Origin of the sequence: Rhizocola hellebori (genome assembly GCF_016862955.1) — a bacterium.
Classification (GTDB): Bacteria; Actinomycetota; Actinomycetes; order Mycobacteriales; family Micromonosporaceae; genus Rhizocola; species Rhizocola hellebori.
This window is the reverse complement of the sequence record NZ_BONY01000092.1, coordinates 17,248-34,776: the sequence shown is the minus strand read 5'-3', so window position 1 is coordinate 34,776 and position 17,529 is coordinate 17,248. Positions and strand designations below refer to the sequence as shown.

The window sequence follows — 17,529 nt, the reverse complement described above, 5'->3', positions numbered from 1 at the left end:
AAACGCAGGGTCAGCACCGGCCGGATGCCCCAAGCGGCCAGCTTCACGAAGGCGGCAGGCTAGGCGCAGGTCGGCACCGGCTGGATGCCAGAGCTGGCGGAGCCACCATGAGCGCTGCGTGGCGGGGGCGTTAGATGAGCCGAGGGCCGGTGCCGTCTTCGGCGACCAGGTGGCAGGCGACCGTGGCCAGGCTGGGGCCGACCATGCGTAGCCGGGGAACCTCCTTGGAACACAGCGGAATGGCGACCGGGCAGCGGGTGTGGAAGCGGCAGCCCGACGGCGGGTTGACCGGGCTGGGCACCTCGCCGGCGAGCACGATGCGGCTGCGGGCACGCTGGGCGGGCGGGTCGGGGATGGGGGCGGCCGACAGCAGCGCCTGGGTGTAGGGGTGGCGCGGGGTGGTGAAGAGCTCTTCGCGGCTGGCGGTTTCCACGATGACACCCAGGTACATGACGGCGACGCGCTGGGCGAGGAATTCGACCGCGGCCAGGTCGTGGGTGATGAACAGGCAGGCGAAGCGCAGATCGGCCTGCAGACGTCCGATCAGGTTGAGCACCGAGGCCTGCACCGAGACGTCGAGGGCGGAGGTCGGTTCGTCTGCCACGAGCAGGGAAGGCGAAGCCGACAGCGCCCGGGCGACGCTGACCCGCTGGCGCTGGCCCCCGGAAAGCTCGTGCGGATAGCGGCGGGCCACCTCCGGCTGCAGGCCCACCTGGTCGAGCAGTGAGCGAACCCTTTCCCGGCGTTCGGCGGTGGTGCCGATCCTGTGCAGCCGCAACGGTTCGGCGATGATGTCGGCGACCGGCATGCGCGGGTTCAGCGAGGATGACGGGTCCTGGAAGACGATGTTGAAGTGGCGGCGAAGCGGGCGGAGCCGCCGTCGCGACAGACCCGCGATATCGACACTGTTCATTTTTATTTGGCCGCTTGTGACTGGTACCAGACGAGTCACACAACGCCCAAGGGTGGTCTTGCCGCTGCCGGACTCCCCGACCAGCCCGAGCACCTCACCGGCGGAAACGGTGAGGCTGACCCCATCGACGGCGCGGACAGCCCCGAAGTGCTTGACCAGATTGACGACTTCGAGCACGTTCATATGAGGGCTCCCTGGCGGGCGGGAAGCGGGTGCCAGCAACGCACCGGATGCCCGCCAGGCCACGGCTCGAGCAGCGGCCGTTGGGTGCGGCACAACGAGTCGGCGTAGGAACAGCGGTCGGCGAAGGTGCACGCGTCGGAAGGCTCGCGCACCACCGGCACCCGGCCCGGGATCTCGCGCAGCCCACCGTCGGCGTGGCGGGCCGGGTTGGGCACGGCATCGAGCAGCCCTCTGGTGTAGGGATGGCTCGGATGGGCGAATAGAGCGTCTACATTGGAGTGTTCGACGACCCGCCCGGCATACATGACCACGACCCGGTCCGCCACGTCGGCGACCACCCCGAGGTCGTGGGTGATGAGCAGGATCGCGGTGCCGGTCTCGTCGCGCAGATGCCGCAGCACATCCAGAATGCCGGCCTGGATGGTGACATCGAGGGCGGTGGTGGGTTCGTCGGCCACGATGAGCCGGGGCAGACACGCCACCGCCATCGCGATCATTACCCGCTGCCGCATGCCGCCGGAGAGCTGGTGCGGGTACTCGCCCAGCCGCCGCTGCGGAAGCGGGATGCCGACCAACTCAAGCAGCTCGGCGGCGCGCCGCGCGACGGCCCGCCCGCGCATGCTGCGATGCCGCCGCAACACCTCGCCGATCTGCCTGCCGATGGTGAGCACCGGATTGAGCGAGGTCATCGGCTCCTGGAAAATGTAGGCGACGTCGCGCCCGCGAATGTTGCGCAGCCGCGACTCCGGCAGCGCCAGCAGGTCGGTGCCGTCGAGATCGACGTTCCCGGTGACTGTCGCGTTTGGAGCCAGCAGGCCGGTAAGGGCAAGCGCTGTCACGCTTTTGCCGCAACCAGACTCCCCCACCAAGGCGACCACCTCGCCCTGGCCCACCTCGAAGTCGGCGCGGTCCACGGCCAGCACCGGGCCGTCCTCGGTGCGAAAGCGCACGCTCAGATCGCGCACCGTCAACAGGCTCATGCCGACCTGCTCTCGCGGGGGTCGAGGGCGTCGCGCAGGCCGTCGCCCAAAAGGTTGAGCGCCAACGCTAAGACAACGATGGTGAGGCCGGGGAAGACGGCCATCCACGGGCCGTCGCGTACGAAGGTCTGCGCATCGGCGAGCATGATGCCCAGCGACGAGGTGGGCGGACGCACCCCCAGCCCTAGGAAGGAAAGCACCGCCTCGCCGATGATGGCGCCCGGAACGGCCACCGTGGCCTGCACGATGAGCGCATTGGTGGCGTTGGGCAGGATGTGGCGGCGCAACAGCACCGCATCGCCCGCGCCGCCGGCCACCGCGGCAGCGACGAAGTCCATTCCCCGCAGGCGCAACGTTTCGCTTCGCGTCACCCGCACCACGCCGGGAATCTGCGCCACCCCGATGGCGATGACGGCCGTGGTCAGTGACGGCCCCAGGATGGCGGCGAGGCCGACCGCGAGCACCAGGAACGGGAAGGCGAGCAGGGTGTCGGTCAGGCGCGACACCACCGGGTCGAGCACGCCGTAGAAGCCGGCGAAAAGCCCGAACGGCACGCCGATCGTCAGTGAGAACACCACCGAGAGCAGGCCGACCAGAACGGAGGCGCGCAGCCCGTAAACGGCGCGGGAGAACTGATCGCGGCCGAAGCTGTCGGTGCCGAACCAGTGTGTACCGGAGGGCGGCCGCAGCGGCTCATTGAAGTTGACCTGATCGTAGGGGAACGGCGCGACGAACTGGGCGAAGATCGCCAGCAGCGCGGCCACGCAGACCACGACCAGGCCGGTCACCGCGAGCGGGTTGCGCAGAATGCGGCGCAGCACCCGCCGGCGCATCCCGGCCGGGGCGACCGCCACCGGAATGTCCAGAGTGGACGCCTCCACGGTCATAGTGCCGTGCCCCCAACCCTGATCCGGGGATCTATCACCGAGTAGAGCAGGTCCACGATGAGATTGATGAGAATGTAGGCGGTCGCGGTCACCAGCACCACCCCCTGGATCATCGGGTAGTCGCGGGTGAAGACCGCGTCGATGGTCAGCTTGCCGAAGCCGGGCAGCACGAAAAGCTGCTCGGTGACGACCGCGCCGGAGATCAGCGCGCCGAGCTGGAGCCCGACGATGGTCACCACCACGATGAGGCTGTTGCGCAGCGCGTGCCCGAGCACGACCTGGGCCGAGCCCAAGCCTTTGGCCCGTGCCGTGCGCACATAGTCGGCGGTCAGCGCCTCGAGCATCGCCGACCGGGTCTGGCGCATGACGATGGCCGCCAACCCGGATCCGAGCACCAGCGCGGGCAGGAGCAGGTGGCGCACGCTCTGCGCGGGATCGTCGAAGAACGAGACGAAGCCGGATGCCGGAAACACCGGGTAGGCGATGGCCAGCCACAGAATCAGCATCTGCCCGAGCCAGAAATTGGGCACCGACAGGCCCAGCAGGGCCACCCCGTTGGCGGCCCACTCGGCCGGCTTGCGCCTGCGCACGGCCGCGACGACGCCTGCGCCTATCCCGATGAGCACCGCGATCAGCAACGCGAACGCGGAAAGCTGCAGGGTGACCGGCAGGGCATGGCCGATCGAGTCGGCCACCTCCAAGCCTGTGCGCGGCGACCGGCCGAGATCGCCGGTCGCCGCCTTCTGCACATATCTGAGGTACTGCACGGGAAGCGGCTGATCCAGCCCGTAGGACGAGCGGATAGCGGCCAGCGTCGCCGGGTCGCTTTCCTCCCCGGCCAGGGTCCGAGCCGGGTCGCCGGGCAGCGCACGGATGCCGATGAAGACCACGATGGTCGCCAGGATCAGCGTCACCGCCGACTCCAGCAGCCGCCGCAGCACGTACCGGCTCATGCGTCCCCCTTACGCGGCGGCAAAACCGGCCACGCCGAAGCGCAGCAGCCCGTCACCGTAGACGCGCACGCCGACCGTCTTGCTGGACACGCCGGTGAAGTTCTTGACCCGGTACAGGTAGATCAGGGGAACGTCCTCGTGCAGCTTGGTGATCACCCGCCCGTACAGGTCACGGCGGGCCTCCACGTCCGCCGACTTGCGCGCCTGGTCCAGCAGCGTGTCCACGGCCGGGTTGCTGTAGCCGCAGATGTTCTGCGATCCGTTGGTGCGCACGAAGTTGGCGATGTTGCCGTCCGGGTCAACGCGGCCCGACCAGCCGATCTGGAACATCTGATACTTGCCCGCGTCGGTCTGGGTCAGCGACGCCGCGAACTCGACCGGCTGCAGCTCCAGCTCGAAGCCGCCCTCCTTGGCCTGTGCCTGGACGGCCTCACCGAGCCGGCGCGCGTCGGCGGTGTTGCCGATCACCATGCTGATCTTGACTGGCGTGGCCAGCCCGGCGGACGTGAGCAACGCTTTCGCCGCGGCCGGGTCGTGCTTCGGGCACGCCTGCGCCACCTCGGACGAGAACGGGCTGGCCGCGCTGATCGGCCCGCAGGTGGGGGTGTACTGGCCACGGAACACGATCTGGTTGATGGCGGCCCGGTCAAGGCTGAGCTCGAAGGCCTGGCGCACCCGCTTGTCGGTCGCGAGCGGGCCGGCATACGGCGCGCCCAGGGCGGCCGGGGCTTTGCCGACTCCGTTGACGTTGCCCAGGTTTATCGTTATTCCCTGGTACCCCAAAGAATCTGAGGTTATCAGCTTCAGATTGGCCTCGGCCTTGAGCGCGTCGACATCGGTGGCCGCCACGGTGTCGAGCACCTCGACGTCGCCGGAGCGCAGGTTGTTGAAACGTGTCGTAGCGTCAGCCATGATCTTGTAGGTCACGCCATCGAGGTGGACCTTGGCCGCGTCGTAGTAGTTCGGGTCCTTGACCACCTCGATGCGGTCCTGCGCGATGCGGCTGGCGAATTTGAACGGCCCCACGCACACCGGGTTGGTGGCGAAGTTGTCGCCCGATGCCTGCAACGCCGCCGGAGACATGATCATGCCAGCCCGGTCGGCGAGCACGGCTATCAGCGGGGTGAAGGCGGTGTTCATCTTGAGCGCCACCGTCGAAGGGTCGACAACCTCAACGCGGGCAAGGCTTGTCAGCTCGCTGGTGCGCGCCGAGCCGGTCAGCGTCTTGTGCCGGTCGAGCGAGGTCTTGACCGCGGCGGCATCCATCGCGGTGCCATCGGCGAACTTGACTCCCGTACGCAGCTTGATGGTGATGGTGAGCCCATCGGTGGAGAACTCCGGCAGGGCGGCGGCAAGCTGCGGCACGAGAGCCAGCTTCTCGTCGACGTCGTAGAGCTTCTCGCAGATGGCGTTGAAGACGCTGCGCCCGACCAGCGTCCTGGCCACCGATGGGTCGAGCTTGTCGGGCTCCGCCGACAGCGCGACGCGCAGGATGCCGCCCTGCTTGGCGGGCCGCTCCTCGGTGGTGGATTGCTGTGGTGTGGCGGAATCGATTGCGCTGCAAGCGGTCAGACCCAGGCTGAGGGTGAGCAGGGCGACGCCGCAGGCGGACAGCACAGGCTTGATGGGCATCGAGTGCCTCCCATCCGTAGGAGTCACGAACGTAACTCGCCACGGATAAGAAGGTCAAACGTATCCGAATATCTATATCGGACTGAGGCCGAAGCCAAAGCTGATCTAAGTTAGGCTTATGACCTACCTCGGTGACAGCGGCGAAACCAGCGCGGTACTGCGCCAGAACATCTCCCTACTGGACATGAACCCGGCCACCGGCACCAAGGCGACCTTTGTCGCCCCAGGCTCGGTGACGCGCGGCGAATACGGCCTGTTCCGATGGGACATGCCGGCCAACTCGGGGGGCGCCGGCTCCCACTTCCACCGTGGCTTCTCTGAATCGTTCTACGTGATCTCCGGGCAGGTGTCACTGTTCAACGGAGACAAGTGGCTTGAGGTCTCCGAGGGCGGCTTCCTCTACGTCCCGCCCGGCGGAATCCACGGCTTCAGCAACAGTGCCGACCTGCCCGCCTCCATGCTCATCATGTTCGCGCCGGGGATAGCCAGGGAGAAGTACTTCGAGGAGCTCGCCGAGATCCGGGCCACCGGGCGGACGCTGACCGAAGAGGAGTGGGCCGACCTGTTCGCCCGCCATGACCAGGTCAACTTGTAGCCGCCGCGCGCACCTTCTAATGCGCGATGCTGGCGGTGAGGCCGGCCGCGAGCGTGATGGCCTCGGCGTCGGTCACCTCCTCGCCGTACTCGGCCAGCAGCTTCGCCTGCGTGTAGAGCACCTGGGAGATGGCCGGGTCGCCGTGGGCCTCGGCCGCCGGGATGACGCAGATCTCGCCGGCTCTGATGGCCAGCACGACGTCGTCTCCGCTGGCCCGCGCCAGAACCCGGATCGCATCTGGAGTCACCGTTGTCATGCTCTCAAGATTCCACACGGGGAAGCGCGGAAAACCGGTATCGGCAAAGTTGTCATGCGCAGTCCGGTGGCTTGCGCCCCTGGCGTTTGTTACGCTTAGCCGGTCCAGGTTGAGAGGCGCTGCGACGGATTAGATCCGCCACGCTCGACCTGCGATTCTTCACAAGGGCGCCTCCTGTCGAAGGAGGTGCCATTCTTTTTGGCCCGGGCGGGGTGGACATGCCCGTGCCGAACTCACCAATGACGTCGCAGAAATTGGGAGACAACTGAAATGAATGCCAAGCTGCAACACGCCAACGGCGTGCAGTTCGCCGTCGCCGACCTCGCCCTGGCGCAGGCCGGCAGACACCAGATCCGCCTGGCCGAACACGAGATGCCGGGCCTGATGACCCTTCGCCACCGCTTCGCGGCGGCACAACCCCTTCGCGGCGCACGGATCGCCGGTTCGCTGCACATGACCGTCCAAACCGCGGTGCTCATCGAAACTCTCGTCGCGCTCGGCGCACAGGTCCGATGGGTGTCCTGCAACATCTTCTCTACCCAGGACGAGGCGGCCGCGGCCGTCGTCGTTGGTCCACAAGGGACGGTGGATCGCCCCAGCGGCACACCGGTGTTCGCCTGGAAAGGCGAAACGCTCGAAGAATACTGGTGGTGCACGCAACAGCTGTTCGACTTCGGTGACGGCCTCGGGCCGAACACCATGGTCGACGACGGCGGCGACGCCACCCTGCTGGTTCACAAGGGCGTGGAATTCGAGTCCGCGGGCGCGGTACCGGCCCCCGACGAAGACGACCATCCCGAGTACCGGCTGATCCTGCAAACGCTGGCCGCCAGCCTGGCGCAGGACGGGCGGCGGTTCACCCGGATCGCGCAGGACATGCGCGGCGTCACCGAGGAGACCACCAACGGCGTGGCCCGACTCTACAAGCTGGCCCGCGAGGGGCGGCTGCTCTTCCCCGCCATCAACGTCAACGATTCGGTCACCAAGTCCAAATTCGACAACCGGTACGGCATCCGGCATTCGCTGATCGACGGCATCAACCGGGCCACCGATGTCATGCTCGGCGGCAAGCTCGCCGTCGTGTGCGGCTACGGCGACGTCGGCAAAGGCGCGGCGCAATCCCTTATGGGCCAAGGCGCACGAGTCGTAGTTACCGAGATCGATCCGATCTGCGCGCTGCAGGCGGCCATGGACGGCCTGCAGGTGGTGCGCCTCGACGAGGTGGTGACCCAGGCCGACATCTTCGTGACGGCCACCGGCGGCACCGACATCATCATGGCCGCCGACCTGGCCCGTATGAAGCACAACGCCATAGTCGGCAACATCGGCCACTTCGACACCGAGATCGACATGGCCGGGCTGGAAACCACTGCCGGCATCACGCGCATCGAGGTCAAGCCGCAGGTGCACGAGTGGCGCTTCGCCGACGGGCACAGCGTGCTGGTGCTCTCCGAGGGCCGCCTGCTCAACCTGGGCAACGCCACCGGGCATCCCAGCTTCGTCATGTCCAACTCGTTCAGCAACCAGACCCTGGCCCAGATCGAGCTGTTCACCAAGTACGGCGAGTACGACAACAAGGTGTACATGCTGCCCAAGCACCTCGACGAGGAGGTGGCCCGGCTGCACCTGGACGCGCTGGGCGTCCACCTCACCACGCTGACCAAGAAGCAGGCCGAATACCTGGGCGTGGAGACGAACGGACCCTACAAACCCGAGCACTACCGCTACTGAACCGCTTTAGACCGTCACAACCGGCCCACTGCCGCCTTGGCCAACGCGGCAGTGGCCGTCTCGTAGTACCTGTCGCTGTTCTTGCCGCTGACGAAGATCAGCACCACCCAGTCGCCGCGTACCGCGGTGAGCTGACCGGCGTCGCGCACCGCGGCATCGCCCACGCCCGCAAGCGGCTTCGCGGTCGCGCCCAGCTGAGACTTCAGCTGATCGAACAGGGCCGCCCCGCCCGGGGCCACCCCGACCGTGGCCATGCCCTTGGCCGCTGCGTCGAACGCGCAGGTGCGCTGCCCGGGAAGCCCGCCCGGCGAGCTGACCCCGGCCGCGGTGGCGCCGCCGAGGGCTGCTGTCACCTCGGCCGCTGTCACCAGCTTGCACGGGTCCGGAGCCGAGCCCACCACCGGTGGCTTGGCAGCGGCCGTCGGTGTGGTCTCGGGTTGGTCGCTTCCGCAGCCGGCCACCAGCATCGCGGAGACCGCCAGAGCAGCGAACGGCGTCATGAGCCTGCGTATCAAGCGCAATTGACTCCCTCCTCCAGCCGCCAGCCCTGCCCACCGTGGCGCCGATAGGAGAGCACAGCCTGGGCTGCGCCCTGGCCGTCGACGAAGGCGATGTCCGTGCGCTCCGCCGACCGGTAGACCACCTTGCGCTGCCCCGAAAATGACCCTGCCACCACGGCCGCATAGTCCTTCGCCAGCTGCTCGGGCGTGCGGGTCTCCGCCACGGACTCGTCGTGGTCGGCGACCAGCGCGACCGTCATCGCGCTGGCGCACGACAGGTGGGTTGGCAAGGCCGGAGCAGCCTCAGCCGGCGGTGCGCCGCACGCCGCGGCGAGACCTAACACGACGGCGATGCCGCCTGTGAACACGCGCATGGTGGCACATGGTAGTGCGTGTCGCCCGAACGAACCACCACTACCGGATGACCTTGCCGCGCAAGATGATCCGGCTCGGATGGGCCAGCACCGCCGGCTCCAGCACCGGGTCGGTGTCATAGGCGAGCAGGTCGGCCGGGGCGCCATCGCCGAGGCCGGCCAGCCCGAGGAACGATCGGGCTGTCCAGCAGGCAGCACCCAGCGCCACCTCGACCGGCAAGCCCGCCTGGATCAGCAGATCGACCTCGCCTGCGACCGTGCCGCAAGGAAAACTGTCCGTGCCGGCCAGAATGGTGACCCCGGCTTCGTGGGCTGAGCGAATTTTGGCGAACATGCCCTCCCACCCGCGCACGAACCAGTCCCGGCGCGGGCTCGGATCCGCTTTGTACGCGCCCTCGACGCCCCTGGCGAAAGGCGTGAGCGTGGGCACCAGCGCCGTCCCCTGTGCCGCCATGCGATCCAGCAACCCCGGATCCAGGTACATGCCGTGCTCAAGGCTGTCCGCGCCCGCCATCACCGCGTGGTGGCAGCCCAGCGTGGTCGTGGCATGCACCGCGACCCGGCCACCGATGCCGTGCACCGCCTCGACCACGGCGCGCAACAGCTCGGCGGGCACCTCCTGGCCCTCCATCCAGTCCCCGATCACCTTGCACCAGCCGTTGGCCGCCGTCGCCTCCTCGACTGCCGCCGCCACCAGCTCGTCGAGGGTGACATCGCGGCCATGCCCGGCAAAGAACATTTCCGGCGGGGCCAGCCACCTTCCCGCCGACTGGATCCGGGGCAGACCCGCATCCTGATAAGCCCAGCCCGGCAGGCGGGCCACCGAACCTGGCGTGCGCACGGCCAGCACACCGGCGTCGCGATGATCGGTCAGGTGGCGGCGCAGCAGCTCCTCGTCAAACGGATCCCCCGGCTGCTCACTGCCCGGATGGGTGTGCACATCCACCAACCCGGGCAGCAGAAAGCCTCCATCAACGACGGTTTCCGCATGTGGTACCGGGTCAAGCCGCAACCTGTCGCCGTCGATCCAGAACGTGCGCGGCTCCCGTTGGGGCAGCACGATTCCGGAGACCTTCAACACAGCCATAGACGCCAGCCTACGTCTCCACAACTACAGCGAGCACCAGCAGTAAAGATGCTCACCATGGTCCCGGGCCCGCTGAGCCAGCCCGGCCACCTCCTCGATCCCGCCGGCACAGAACTCCTCGTCCGTGTCGTCGTAGCCCGCAAACTCCTCGATGCCGACCCATTGCTGGGCCAGCTGCGGCACCTGATCCGGGGTGATGGCCGCCAGCACGTCGCGTACCGAGTCGGGCAACCTGGTCACGATGGCCCCTTCGCCCTCCTCAGCCTCCTCTTCGGACGGCCATACCAGCTCATCGGAGACGAGGTCGACGTCCCACGGCACGTTGAGCGCGAAAGCGACCAGCTGCCCCAGCGCCACACCCGGATCGATCCCCTTGAAGTCGATCGCATCGACCCCGGTCCCCTCGCCGGTGACGATCGGCCCGCCCTCAAGCTTTTCCATCAGCTCCAACACGGTCGCGTCGTCGGCCGCCCGAAAGTAGTCATAGAGAACTCCCATGGGCGCACACCCTAGCTAGCGCGGCGGGAGTTCGCCGGACCCTCGCGCGATGAGCTCGACCGGGACGGTGACCGTCTGTACCGGACGCGAGTGGTCGGCGGCGCGGGCCAGCAGCAGCTCGATGGCGGTGCGGCCGATGGTGGCGCTGTCCTGGGCGACCACGGTCAGGCCGGGGCGCAGCAGGTCGGCGAGCAGGAAGTCGTCGAAGCCGACGATGGCCACGTCACCGGCGGCGGAACCGAGCTGGCGCAGCACTTCGATGGTGGTCTGCGCGTTGCCGGTGATCAGGGCGGTGGCAGGCAGGTCGCCGCCGAGCGTGGCGGCCAGCGCGGCGGCGATGAAGGCCGGCTCGATCACTCCGGTGTGGACCCTGCCCTCCAGCGTGCCGCCGTTGGCCGCTGTGCAGGCCCGGAAGGCGGCCGCGCGCTCGCGTCCGGTGAAGACCCGCTCCTGGTCACCGATGTAGGCGATGCGCTGGTGCCCGTGCAGCACCAGGTGCCGGAAGCCCAGGCCGATGCCGGCGGCGTTGTCGGAAAGCACCGCGTCGGCGGCGACCCCGCCGGTGGGCCGGTCGACGGCGACCACGGGCATGCCGGACTCGATCTCCGAGGCCAGGTATTGATGATTCGTGCTGATCGGCTCCATGATGATGCCGTCGACCCGGCGCCGGCACATGGAGAGCACCGCGTCGCGTTCGCGTTGCTCTTCGTCCTCTGTGGACATCGCCAGCACGGTCATCCTGTTCTCACGGGCGGTGCGGTCGACGCTGCTGAGCACCGGGTGGGCGTCGGAAAGGTTGCGCACCGCCGCCCCGATGATCCCGCTGACCCCACGGCGCAGCTGGCGGGCCTGCTCGTCGGGGGCGTAGTCCAGGGCCAGGATCGCCTGCCGGATGCGGGCCGCGAGCTCCGGGCCCACGGTGGGGTCGTTGTTGACCACGCGCGAGACCGTCCTGAGCGCGACGCCGGCCTCGCGGGCCACGTCGAGCATCGTGGGCCGTTTGCGGCGCTGGTTGCCCCCTGCGTGTGCCGCAGTCCGTTCGGTCATTGCTGGCCTCCCCCGTGGAGTCTAGATGCAGTGCGGGTCATGAGCTGAGGGCGGCCACTGCCGCGCAGTGGCGTCCATGGGGACTTACATGTTTATGTGCCTTTCTCTGGTACCCGGAAAAGCCATGAGCGTTGATATTCCTCAGCTCTCCCGCGCCGGACACCGGTGATCCGGCCGGAGCCGTGAGGTCCGCGTATCCGGCGTGGATGCCGAACAGACCGGCGATCACCGCTTCGGTCACGGCGATCGCGGCATTGGTGTCGCGATTGGCCACACCTCGTTCGGCGACCCGGTAGCGCCCGCCGCCGACGGCCTCCATCGCTTGCCCCCAAAGCCCGCCCGAGGTGGCGGCGTGGGCGCGGCTGAGCATCTGCTGGGCCAGATCGGGCCGGCCGAGCCGGGCCAGCCCGTAGGCGGTCGCACCCGGCCAGGCCCCAAAAGCCCCGGCCGCACCATGATCGGGGCGGTCGGAGTAGGGCGCGACCGGGTCGTCGGGCGACAGCGCCCGCATCCAGTCGCCGTCGAGCAGGTGGCCGCAGACGAAGTCCACCATCTCTTCGCGCTGCACGTCGCTCAGGTCCGCCGTCATGTCGGCCGCGACGAGGGCGAAGTCGAGACAGTGCCCGATGGTCTCGCCACCCTGCGGCGCCGCGATGCGCCATCTCCCGCCCCCGGCGTACTGGCGCAGCACCGCCCCGGCCAGCTGCGCGGCCTCAGCTTCGGCCTGGGCCGCCTCGGCCGGCTCACCGAGCAGGCGCAGCAGCCGGGCCAGCGACCGCAGCATGCCCACATAACCCGCGTTGAACGAGACGACACCGTGGCGGTAGTTGGGCACGCACTCAAGCAGCTCCCACGCATCGGCGCCGAAGTCGGCGAGGACGCCCTCGCCGAAGGCCGCCCGATGCTCGCGATGCCGGTAGGCCATGGCCCGCAGATGGTCCAGAACCGTTACCCCGGCACAGGTTTCCTGCAGCAGGCGAAGGTCGGCGGTGATGCCCAGGTAGGCCTGAACCGTGCGGAACAGGGCGTGGTCGTTGGCGGCGTAGTGGTTTCCGGTCGGCAGCAGGTTGCGGGTGTCGAAAGAGTGCGACCGGTCGTAGGGCTGAGCGAGCGCGGCGACAATCCACGCGCGCATCCCGGCGGGTTCCAGCAGCGCGGCTGTGCGAGCCCACTCCGACTGGTCCCAGTAGAACGTTGTAGTCGGTCCCAGCCGCGGCCCCCCGGTGAGGAAAACCGGCCCGATCGGGCTCACTCCGGTGTTGCGCATGTAGATGGCCAGCAGCGCACCGAGATAGTAGGTGCGGCTAAGACCGGCATCGGCCGTCACCAGCGTGGGCAAATGCCCGCTGAACTCCTTGTTGCCCGGCGTAAAAGCGGCCGCCCAGGTAAGCCGCCACCGATCAGCGACCTCCGCAAAATCAGCATCAAAATCCCTGCCGCCCAAGACATCAGCATCCACATCCCCCGCAGCCGCACCACCCGCGGGCGCCGCACCCGCAAGGCCTACAGCCGCGCCACTCGCAGCTGCAAGGCCCGCAGTCGCATGGCCCACAGCCGCGCCACCCGCAACCGCCAGACCCGCAGCCGCATGGCTCGCGGGAGCGTGGCCCGCCATTGCGCCGGAGAGGTGCAGGGTTATACCAAGGTGGGTGCTCTGGCCGGGCTGCAAGGCTAGCGTCCACGAGGCGAGGCCGCGGGAGCCTTGTGCGGTAAGCGATTGCGGCGCGATGGCGAAGGAGTAGACTGAGCGCGCGGGAGAGGACGAGTCGGCGATGGCCAGCCGATCGCCGTCAACGCGGGCGTGCCAGCGTTGACCGGCCCACCACGGCTGGGTGACGCCGGCCGGGGTGGCGTTGACGGTGAAGGTAGCGCCTTCAGGCCCCAGGGTCACCGCCAGCCGGTGCCAGCGGCCGGGGGCGAGCACGACGGGTGACTCCAGCCGTTCCCCCGCGAGGCGAAGCCATGGGCGGCCTGCAGTTAGTCCAAATTGGATGGAGTCCGGGTGGTTGCCGTGGGTCAGCAGCACCCCGCTCTGGTCCGGAGCCGCGGGACTGAAGTCGAAAGAGAGCGTCTCCCCGACGGCGAGCGCGATCGGATCCAGGCGATGCTCCCGCTCGGGATGATCGAGCTCGAATTCCCTTTCGCCGAACCGGATCGTGGCCAGCACCGCTGGCGGGCGCACCCGGCCCGAGTCGGGGCTGGTGTGGTCGGGCAGCTCCGCCTCCAGCAGCATGGCCGAGCTGTCCTCGTCGCGCTGGATGCCCGGATTTCTGGGACGCCCCAGCCGGATCCAGCGCCGCCCTGGCGGGAAGAGGTGCGCCCGGCCGGGCTCGGTCGCCAGCACCTCGGCGCGGGTCCTCTCGGTGGCGAAGAAGTCGTGATAGTGCCCGTCGTTCCACGGCGTGCCGTAGAGCCAGCCCCAGTCGACCTCCGAAACGGCGACGGGCGCCAGCAGCTCCTGCGACACGGTCACCGTCACGGCCTGGCCGGAGGTGTTGGTGACTTCGGTGCGCCACAACACGTTGGTCTGCTCGTAGCCCATCCTGGTGTCGGTCACCACGTGCAACGGGCCGGCCTGCGCCCGGCGCTGCACGCCCCACGGCGCCCAGCGGAAGGCGGTCGCGGCGGGTACCACTCCGTCGATACGCAGCGCGCCGGTGTGGTACCCGCCGCTGTAGGGCGGGAGGGCAAGCCAGGAAAGCGAGGTCAGGTCGGCGTTGGCGTGAGCCTGGCCCCATTGGTTGCGCAGCGACGGCAGGTGCGCCAGCTCCTCGCGCGCCACCCAGCCCCCGCTGAGGCTGTCCAGTGGGGGTACCCCGGAAGGTGTGCTCACTTGGCTGCTCCCGACATCAATCCGTGGATGAACTCGCGCTGGCTGATCAGATAGCCGATGACCGGGATGATGGCGGCGAGGAACATGATGCCGAACAGCTGCCCGTAATCGGTGGAGTAGGTGCCGACCGACAGGTAGACGCCGGTCGTGATGGTTTGGCCCTGCAACGGGCCGAGGATGAACAGCGGGTTGAGGAAATCGTTCCACACCCACAGGCCGAGGAAGATGCTCACGGTCGCGGTCGCCGGGCGGATCACCGGCATGATGACCTGCCACCAGATCCGAAGGTCGGAAGCGCCGTCCACCCGCGCCGCCTCGATTATCTCCGCCGGAACCGTGCGCAGGAAGCCGACGTAGACGAAGATGGCGAAGGAAAGGTAGCCACCGCCCACATTGGACAGAATCAGGCCGGGATAGGTTCGGTCCAGCCCGACGGTCTGCAACAGGTTGACGATCGGCAGCAGCACCACCTGCGGGGGCACCATCAGGCCCAGCGCGAAGAAGGCGAGCAGCGCGCCCTTCACCCGCGGCGTGCGCTGGGAGATGTAGAGGCTGGCCGCGGAGGCCAGCGGCACCAGCAGCGCCACGGTCAGCGTGGTGACCAGGATCGAATTCACCAGGCCGCCCTGCACGAGCCGGTCCGGACGGGCCAGCGCGTTGGCGAGGTTGTCAAACGTGAACGGGGCGGGCGGCGCCGCGGGGTTGGCCAGAATCTGGTCCTGTGATTTGAACGTGCTGACCAGAGCCACATAGATCGGCAGGATGTAGGCGGCGGTGATCAGCCACGCCGCGCCGACATGGATTCTGCGAGTTCTCATAGCCGCCCTTCCCGTTTGCGCAGCAGGTGGGTGATCACGTAGGCCATCCCGGCGGTCAGCACCAGCAGCAGCATGGCGATGGCCGACGAGTAGCCGAACAGGTTGTTGGTGAAGGCGACCTGGATCAGGTAGTAGGCCGTGGACTGCGTGCTGTTGGCCGGGCCGCCTCCGGTCAGCACGGCGATAACGTCATAGAGCTTGAAAGTCGTGATGAGGCAGAGCACCACGGTGATGGTGGTCCCCGGTGCGATCATCGGAAACGTCACGTGCCGAAAGCGGCGCAGCGGACCCGCACCGTCGACCGTGGCCGCCTCATAGAGGCTGGGCGGCACCGAGCGCAGCGCCGCGGAGTAGACGACGGTGGCGAAAGCGATGGTGATCCAGGAGACCACCGCGCACAGCGAGATGGTCGCCATCTGCGTGCTGCCCAGCCAGGTGATGGGCTCGGTTACCAGGCCCATCTGTTGCAGAGCCGCGTTGAGCAAACCGTTTTCGGTGAGGATGCTGCGCCAGATGAAGGCGACGATGACCCCGGACAGCACCTGGGGGATGAACACCAGGGTGCGCATGATGCGGTAGTTGAGGCTCTGCCGGTTGAGCAGCAACGCGAAGCCCAGCCCGAAGGCGTTGGCCACCAGGGTCACCACCACGACCACGGTGATGGTGAAAACCAGCGTGGTGCGCAGACGCTCGTCGACCACCAGCTCGCGATAATTCTCCAGGCCAACGAAGTTGCTGTTGGCCCGCAAGGGGTTGCGGTCGGTGAAGCTCATCAGCAGGCTCTGCAGCACCGGATAGATCAGGAAGGCCAGGTATAGCGCTATAGCGACCCAGGCGAAGGCGGCCAGGCCCAGCGGGCGGCGGGCGGCGCGACGAGCGGATGGCACTTGCGATCCTTCCGGTTGGTGGGGTGCGGGGCTCTCAGGGACGATAGAGCCCCGCAGGCGGTGGTGGTCCTACTTTCCTGCGGCCTTGTCCCAGGCCTTGTCCAATGCGGACAGTTGCGCGGCCACGTCGCCGTTGGTGAACAGTTGCTGCGACAGGGCGTAGAACAGGTCGGAGACACCCGGCGGCAGCGCGTCGTCGTTGTTGACCCATCCGATCGAGCTGACCTTGGTGTTCTCCTGTCCCACCAGCGCATAGGCGTCGGTGAAGACCGGTGTCACGGTCGCTCCGAAGTCTTGCAGTTTAACGTTTTTGAGCATCGGGAACGCACCGTCGGTCTCGATAAGCACCTTGAGGTTGTTCGGCGACAGCGACCAGGACTTGGCGAAGGCGACCGCCTTGGCCACATCGGGCGCCTTGGAGCTGACCGCGGTGGTGCCGCCGACGTTGAACGGCACGACGAGCGACCCGTCATCGGTGGGCAGCATGAACGTGCCGAAGCTCTTGGCCTGATCGGGTTTGATCTGGCCGATGAACCAGCTGCCCATCGGGTACATGGCGGATTTGCCTTCGAGGAACTGCTTGTTGGCGTCGGCGTAGTTGACCCCCAGCGCGCCGCTGGCGAACGCACCGGCGGCGATCAGGTCACGCTGCTTCTGCACGGCCGCGGCCATGTCCGCATCGGTGAACTTGGTCTTGCCGGCGTAGCGGTCCTGGATCCAGTTCTTGTTCTTGCCCAGCACGTTGGCACTGACCAGACCCACCAGCGGCATGCTCGCCGACCACGGCTCGGCCCCGGCCAGCTCGATCGGGGTGACCCCGGCCGCCTTCAGCTTCGTCACCACCGACATGAACTCGGCCCAGTTCTTCGGGACGGTCAGGTTGTTCTTGGCGAAGATGTCCTTGTTGTAGAACACCATCGGCAGGATCTGCGAGTTGGTCGGCGGGATGTAGGTCTTTCCCTTGATGTTGTTGGCTTCCGGCAACAGGAAGTTGGCCTTGAGCCAATCCTGCTCGAAAGCGGTCAGCAGGTTGGCGTCGATGAAATCCTTGGGATTGATGGAGGCCAGGATGTCCGGCAGCTGCCCGGTGGCTTGAAGCTGTTTGGCGTAAGCATTGCGGTCCGTGGTGGGCGCCGTGATCTTTTTGATTTTGACGTTGGGTACCGTCTTGAGCGCGTCGGTGATCGAGTCGTCCCAGAACTTCGCAGTCAGGGCCGGGGTTTCGAAGGTAAGAAAGCTGAGCTCGGTGGAGCCCGCGGGCGTGGGTTCACTGGTGGAGCAAGCGGTGAGAGTCAGTGCAGCCGCTACGGCAACAGCGGCTGTGATTTTGCGGCGAAGGAGCTTCACGCTGTCCT

At 67.7% G+C, this 17,529-nt stretch carries 17 protein-coding genes and 1 riboswitch; of the genes, 2 read left to right on the top strand and 15 right to left on the bottom strand.

Going from position 1 to position 17,529, the window contains the following annotated elements:
- Window positions 1-130: 130 nt before the first annotated feature.
- From Rhe02_RS50685 to Rhe02_RS41915, 5 genes are read right to left on the bottom strand one after another with little or no spacing between them, the layout of a single operon-like run.
- On the bottom strand, window positions 131-1,096 hold the full coding sequence (locus Rhe02_RS50685; protein WP_203914091.1) for an ABC transporter ATP-binding protein: 966 nt from the start codon (window positions 1,094-1,096) through the stop codon (window positions 131-133).
- On the bottom strand, window positions 1,093-2,076 hold the full coding sequence (locus tag Rhe02_RS41930; protein WP_203914090.1) for an ABC transporter ATP-binding protein: 984 nt from the start codon (window positions 2,074-2,076) through the stop codon (window positions 1,093-1,095). The genes Rhe02_RS50685 and Rhe02_RS41930 overlap by 4 nt, the downstream gene beginning before the upstream one ends.
- Window positions 2,073-2,963, bottom strand: coding sequence for an ABC transporter permease (locus Rhe02_RS41925; RefSeq protein WP_203914089.1), 891 nt, complete (start codon window positions 2,961-2,963; stop codon window positions 2,073-2,075). The genes Rhe02_RS41930 and Rhe02_RS41925 overlap by 4 nt, the downstream gene beginning before the upstream one ends.
- Complete coding sequence (locus tag Rhe02_RS41920; protein WP_203914088.1) at window positions 2,960-3,916, bottom strand: ABC transporter permease; 957 nt, start codon at window positions 3,914-3,916, stop codon at window positions 2,960-2,962. Before Rhe02_RS41920 ends, Rhe02_RS41925 begins: the two co-directional genes overlap by 4 nt.
- Before the next feature lie 9 nt (window positions 3,917-3,925).
- Window positions 3,926-5,548 (bottom strand): ABC transporter substrate-binding protein, encoded by a 1,623-nt coding sequence (locus Rhe02_RS41915; RefSeq protein WP_203914087.1) that lies wholly within the window; start codon window positions 5,546-5,548, stop codon window positions 3,926-3,928.
- A 118-nt stretch (window positions 5,549-5,666) separates the two neighbouring features.
- On the opposite strand from Rhe02_RS41915, the gene Rhe02_RS41910 reads away from it, so the two are divergent.
- Window positions 5,667-6,143 carry a cupin domain-containing protein gene (locus tag Rhe02_RS41910; protein WP_203914086.1) on the top strand — a complete coding sequence of 159 codons (477 nt, stop codon included), beginning with the start codon at window positions 5,667-5,669 and terminating at the stop codon, window positions 6,141-6,143.
- A gap of 16 nt (window positions 6,144-6,159) precedes the next feature.
- Here the strand turns inward: Rhe02_RS41910 and Rhe02_RS41905 are convergent, their stop codons facing one another.
- On the bottom strand, window positions 6,160-6,399 hold the full coding sequence (locus Rhe02_RS41905; protein WP_203914085.1) for a hypothetical protein: 240 nt from the start codon (window positions 6,397-6,399) through the stop codon (window positions 6,160-6,162).
- Window positions 6,400-6,504: 105 nt separating this feature from the next.
- A riboswitch (S-adenosyl-L-homocysteine riboswitch) is annotated at window positions 6,505-6,579 on the top strand.
- 90 nt (window positions 6,580-6,669) lie between these two features.
- Between Rhe02_RS41905 and ahcY the strand changes: the two genes are divergently transcribed.
- A complete protein-coding gene (ahcY, locus tag Rhe02_RS41900; protein WP_203914084.1) occupies window positions 6,670-8,130 on the top strand; it encodes an adenosylhomocysteinase in 1,461 nt (486 codons plus the stop codon).
- 14 nt (window positions 8,131-8,144) lie between these two features.
- Here ahcY and Rhe02_RS41895 read toward each other — a convergent pair whose 3' ends face one another.
- From Rhe02_RS41895 to Rhe02_RS41855, 9 genes are all read right to left on the bottom strand, one after another.
- Entirely contained in the window at window positions 8,145-8,630 is a 486-nt protein-coding gene (locus Rhe02_RS41895) for a hypothetical protein (RefSeq protein ID WP_203914083.1), read from the bottom strand.
- Between the two features lie 11 nt (window positions 8,631-8,641).
- A complete protein-coding gene (locus Rhe02_RS41890) occupies window positions 8,642-9,004 on the bottom strand; it encodes a hypothetical protein (RefSeq protein ID WP_203914082.1) in 363 nt (120 codons plus the stop codon).
- Window positions 9,005-9,044: 40 nt separating this feature from the next.
- Window positions 9,045-10,091, bottom strand: coding sequence for an amidohydrolase family protein (locus Rhe02_RS41885; RefSeq protein WP_203914081.1), 1,047 nt, complete (start codon window positions 10,089-10,091; stop codon window positions 9,045-9,047).
- Window positions 10,092-10,115: 24 nt separating this feature from the next.
- Window positions 10,116-10,589, bottom strand: coding sequence for a hypothetical protein (locus tag Rhe02_RS41880; RefSeq protein ID WP_203914080.1), 474 nt, complete (start codon window positions 10,587-10,589; stop codon window positions 10,116-10,118).
- A gap of 15 nt (window positions 10,590-10,604) precedes the next feature.
- A complete protein-coding gene (locus Rhe02_RS41875; protein ID WP_239124397.1) occupies window positions 10,605-11,636 on the bottom strand; it encodes a LacI family DNA-binding transcriptional regulator in 1,032 nt (343 codons plus the stop codon).
- 37 nt (window positions 11,637-11,673) lie between these two features.
- A complete protein-coding gene (locus Rhe02_RS41870; protein WP_203914079.1) occupies window positions 11,674-14,469 on the bottom strand; it encodes a laminin G domain-containing protein in 2,796 nt (931 codons plus the stop codon).
- Window positions 14,466-15,287 carry a carbohydrate ABC transporter permease gene (locus tag Rhe02_RS41865; protein ID WP_203914078.1) on the bottom strand — a complete coding sequence of 274 codons (822 nt, stop codon included), beginning with the start codon at window positions 15,285-15,287 and terminating at the stop codon, window positions 14,466-14,468. Before Rhe02_RS41865 ends, Rhe02_RS41870 begins: the two co-directional genes overlap by 4 nt.
- On the bottom strand, window positions 15,284-16,174 hold the full coding sequence (locus tag Rhe02_RS41860) for a carbohydrate ABC transporter permease (RefSeq protein ID WP_239124396.1): 891 nt from the start codon (window positions 16,172-16,174) through the stop codon (window positions 15,284-15,286). Before Rhe02_RS41860 ends, Rhe02_RS41865 begins: the two co-directional genes overlap by 4 nt.
- Before the next feature lie 69 nt (window positions 16,175-16,243).
- Window positions 16,244-17,521, bottom strand: coding sequence for an ABC transporter substrate-binding protein (locus tag Rhe02_RS41855; protein ID WP_239124395.1), 1,278 nt, complete (start codon window positions 17,519-17,521; stop codon window positions 16,244-16,246).
- Window positions 17,522-17,529: the final 8 nt, after the last annotated feature.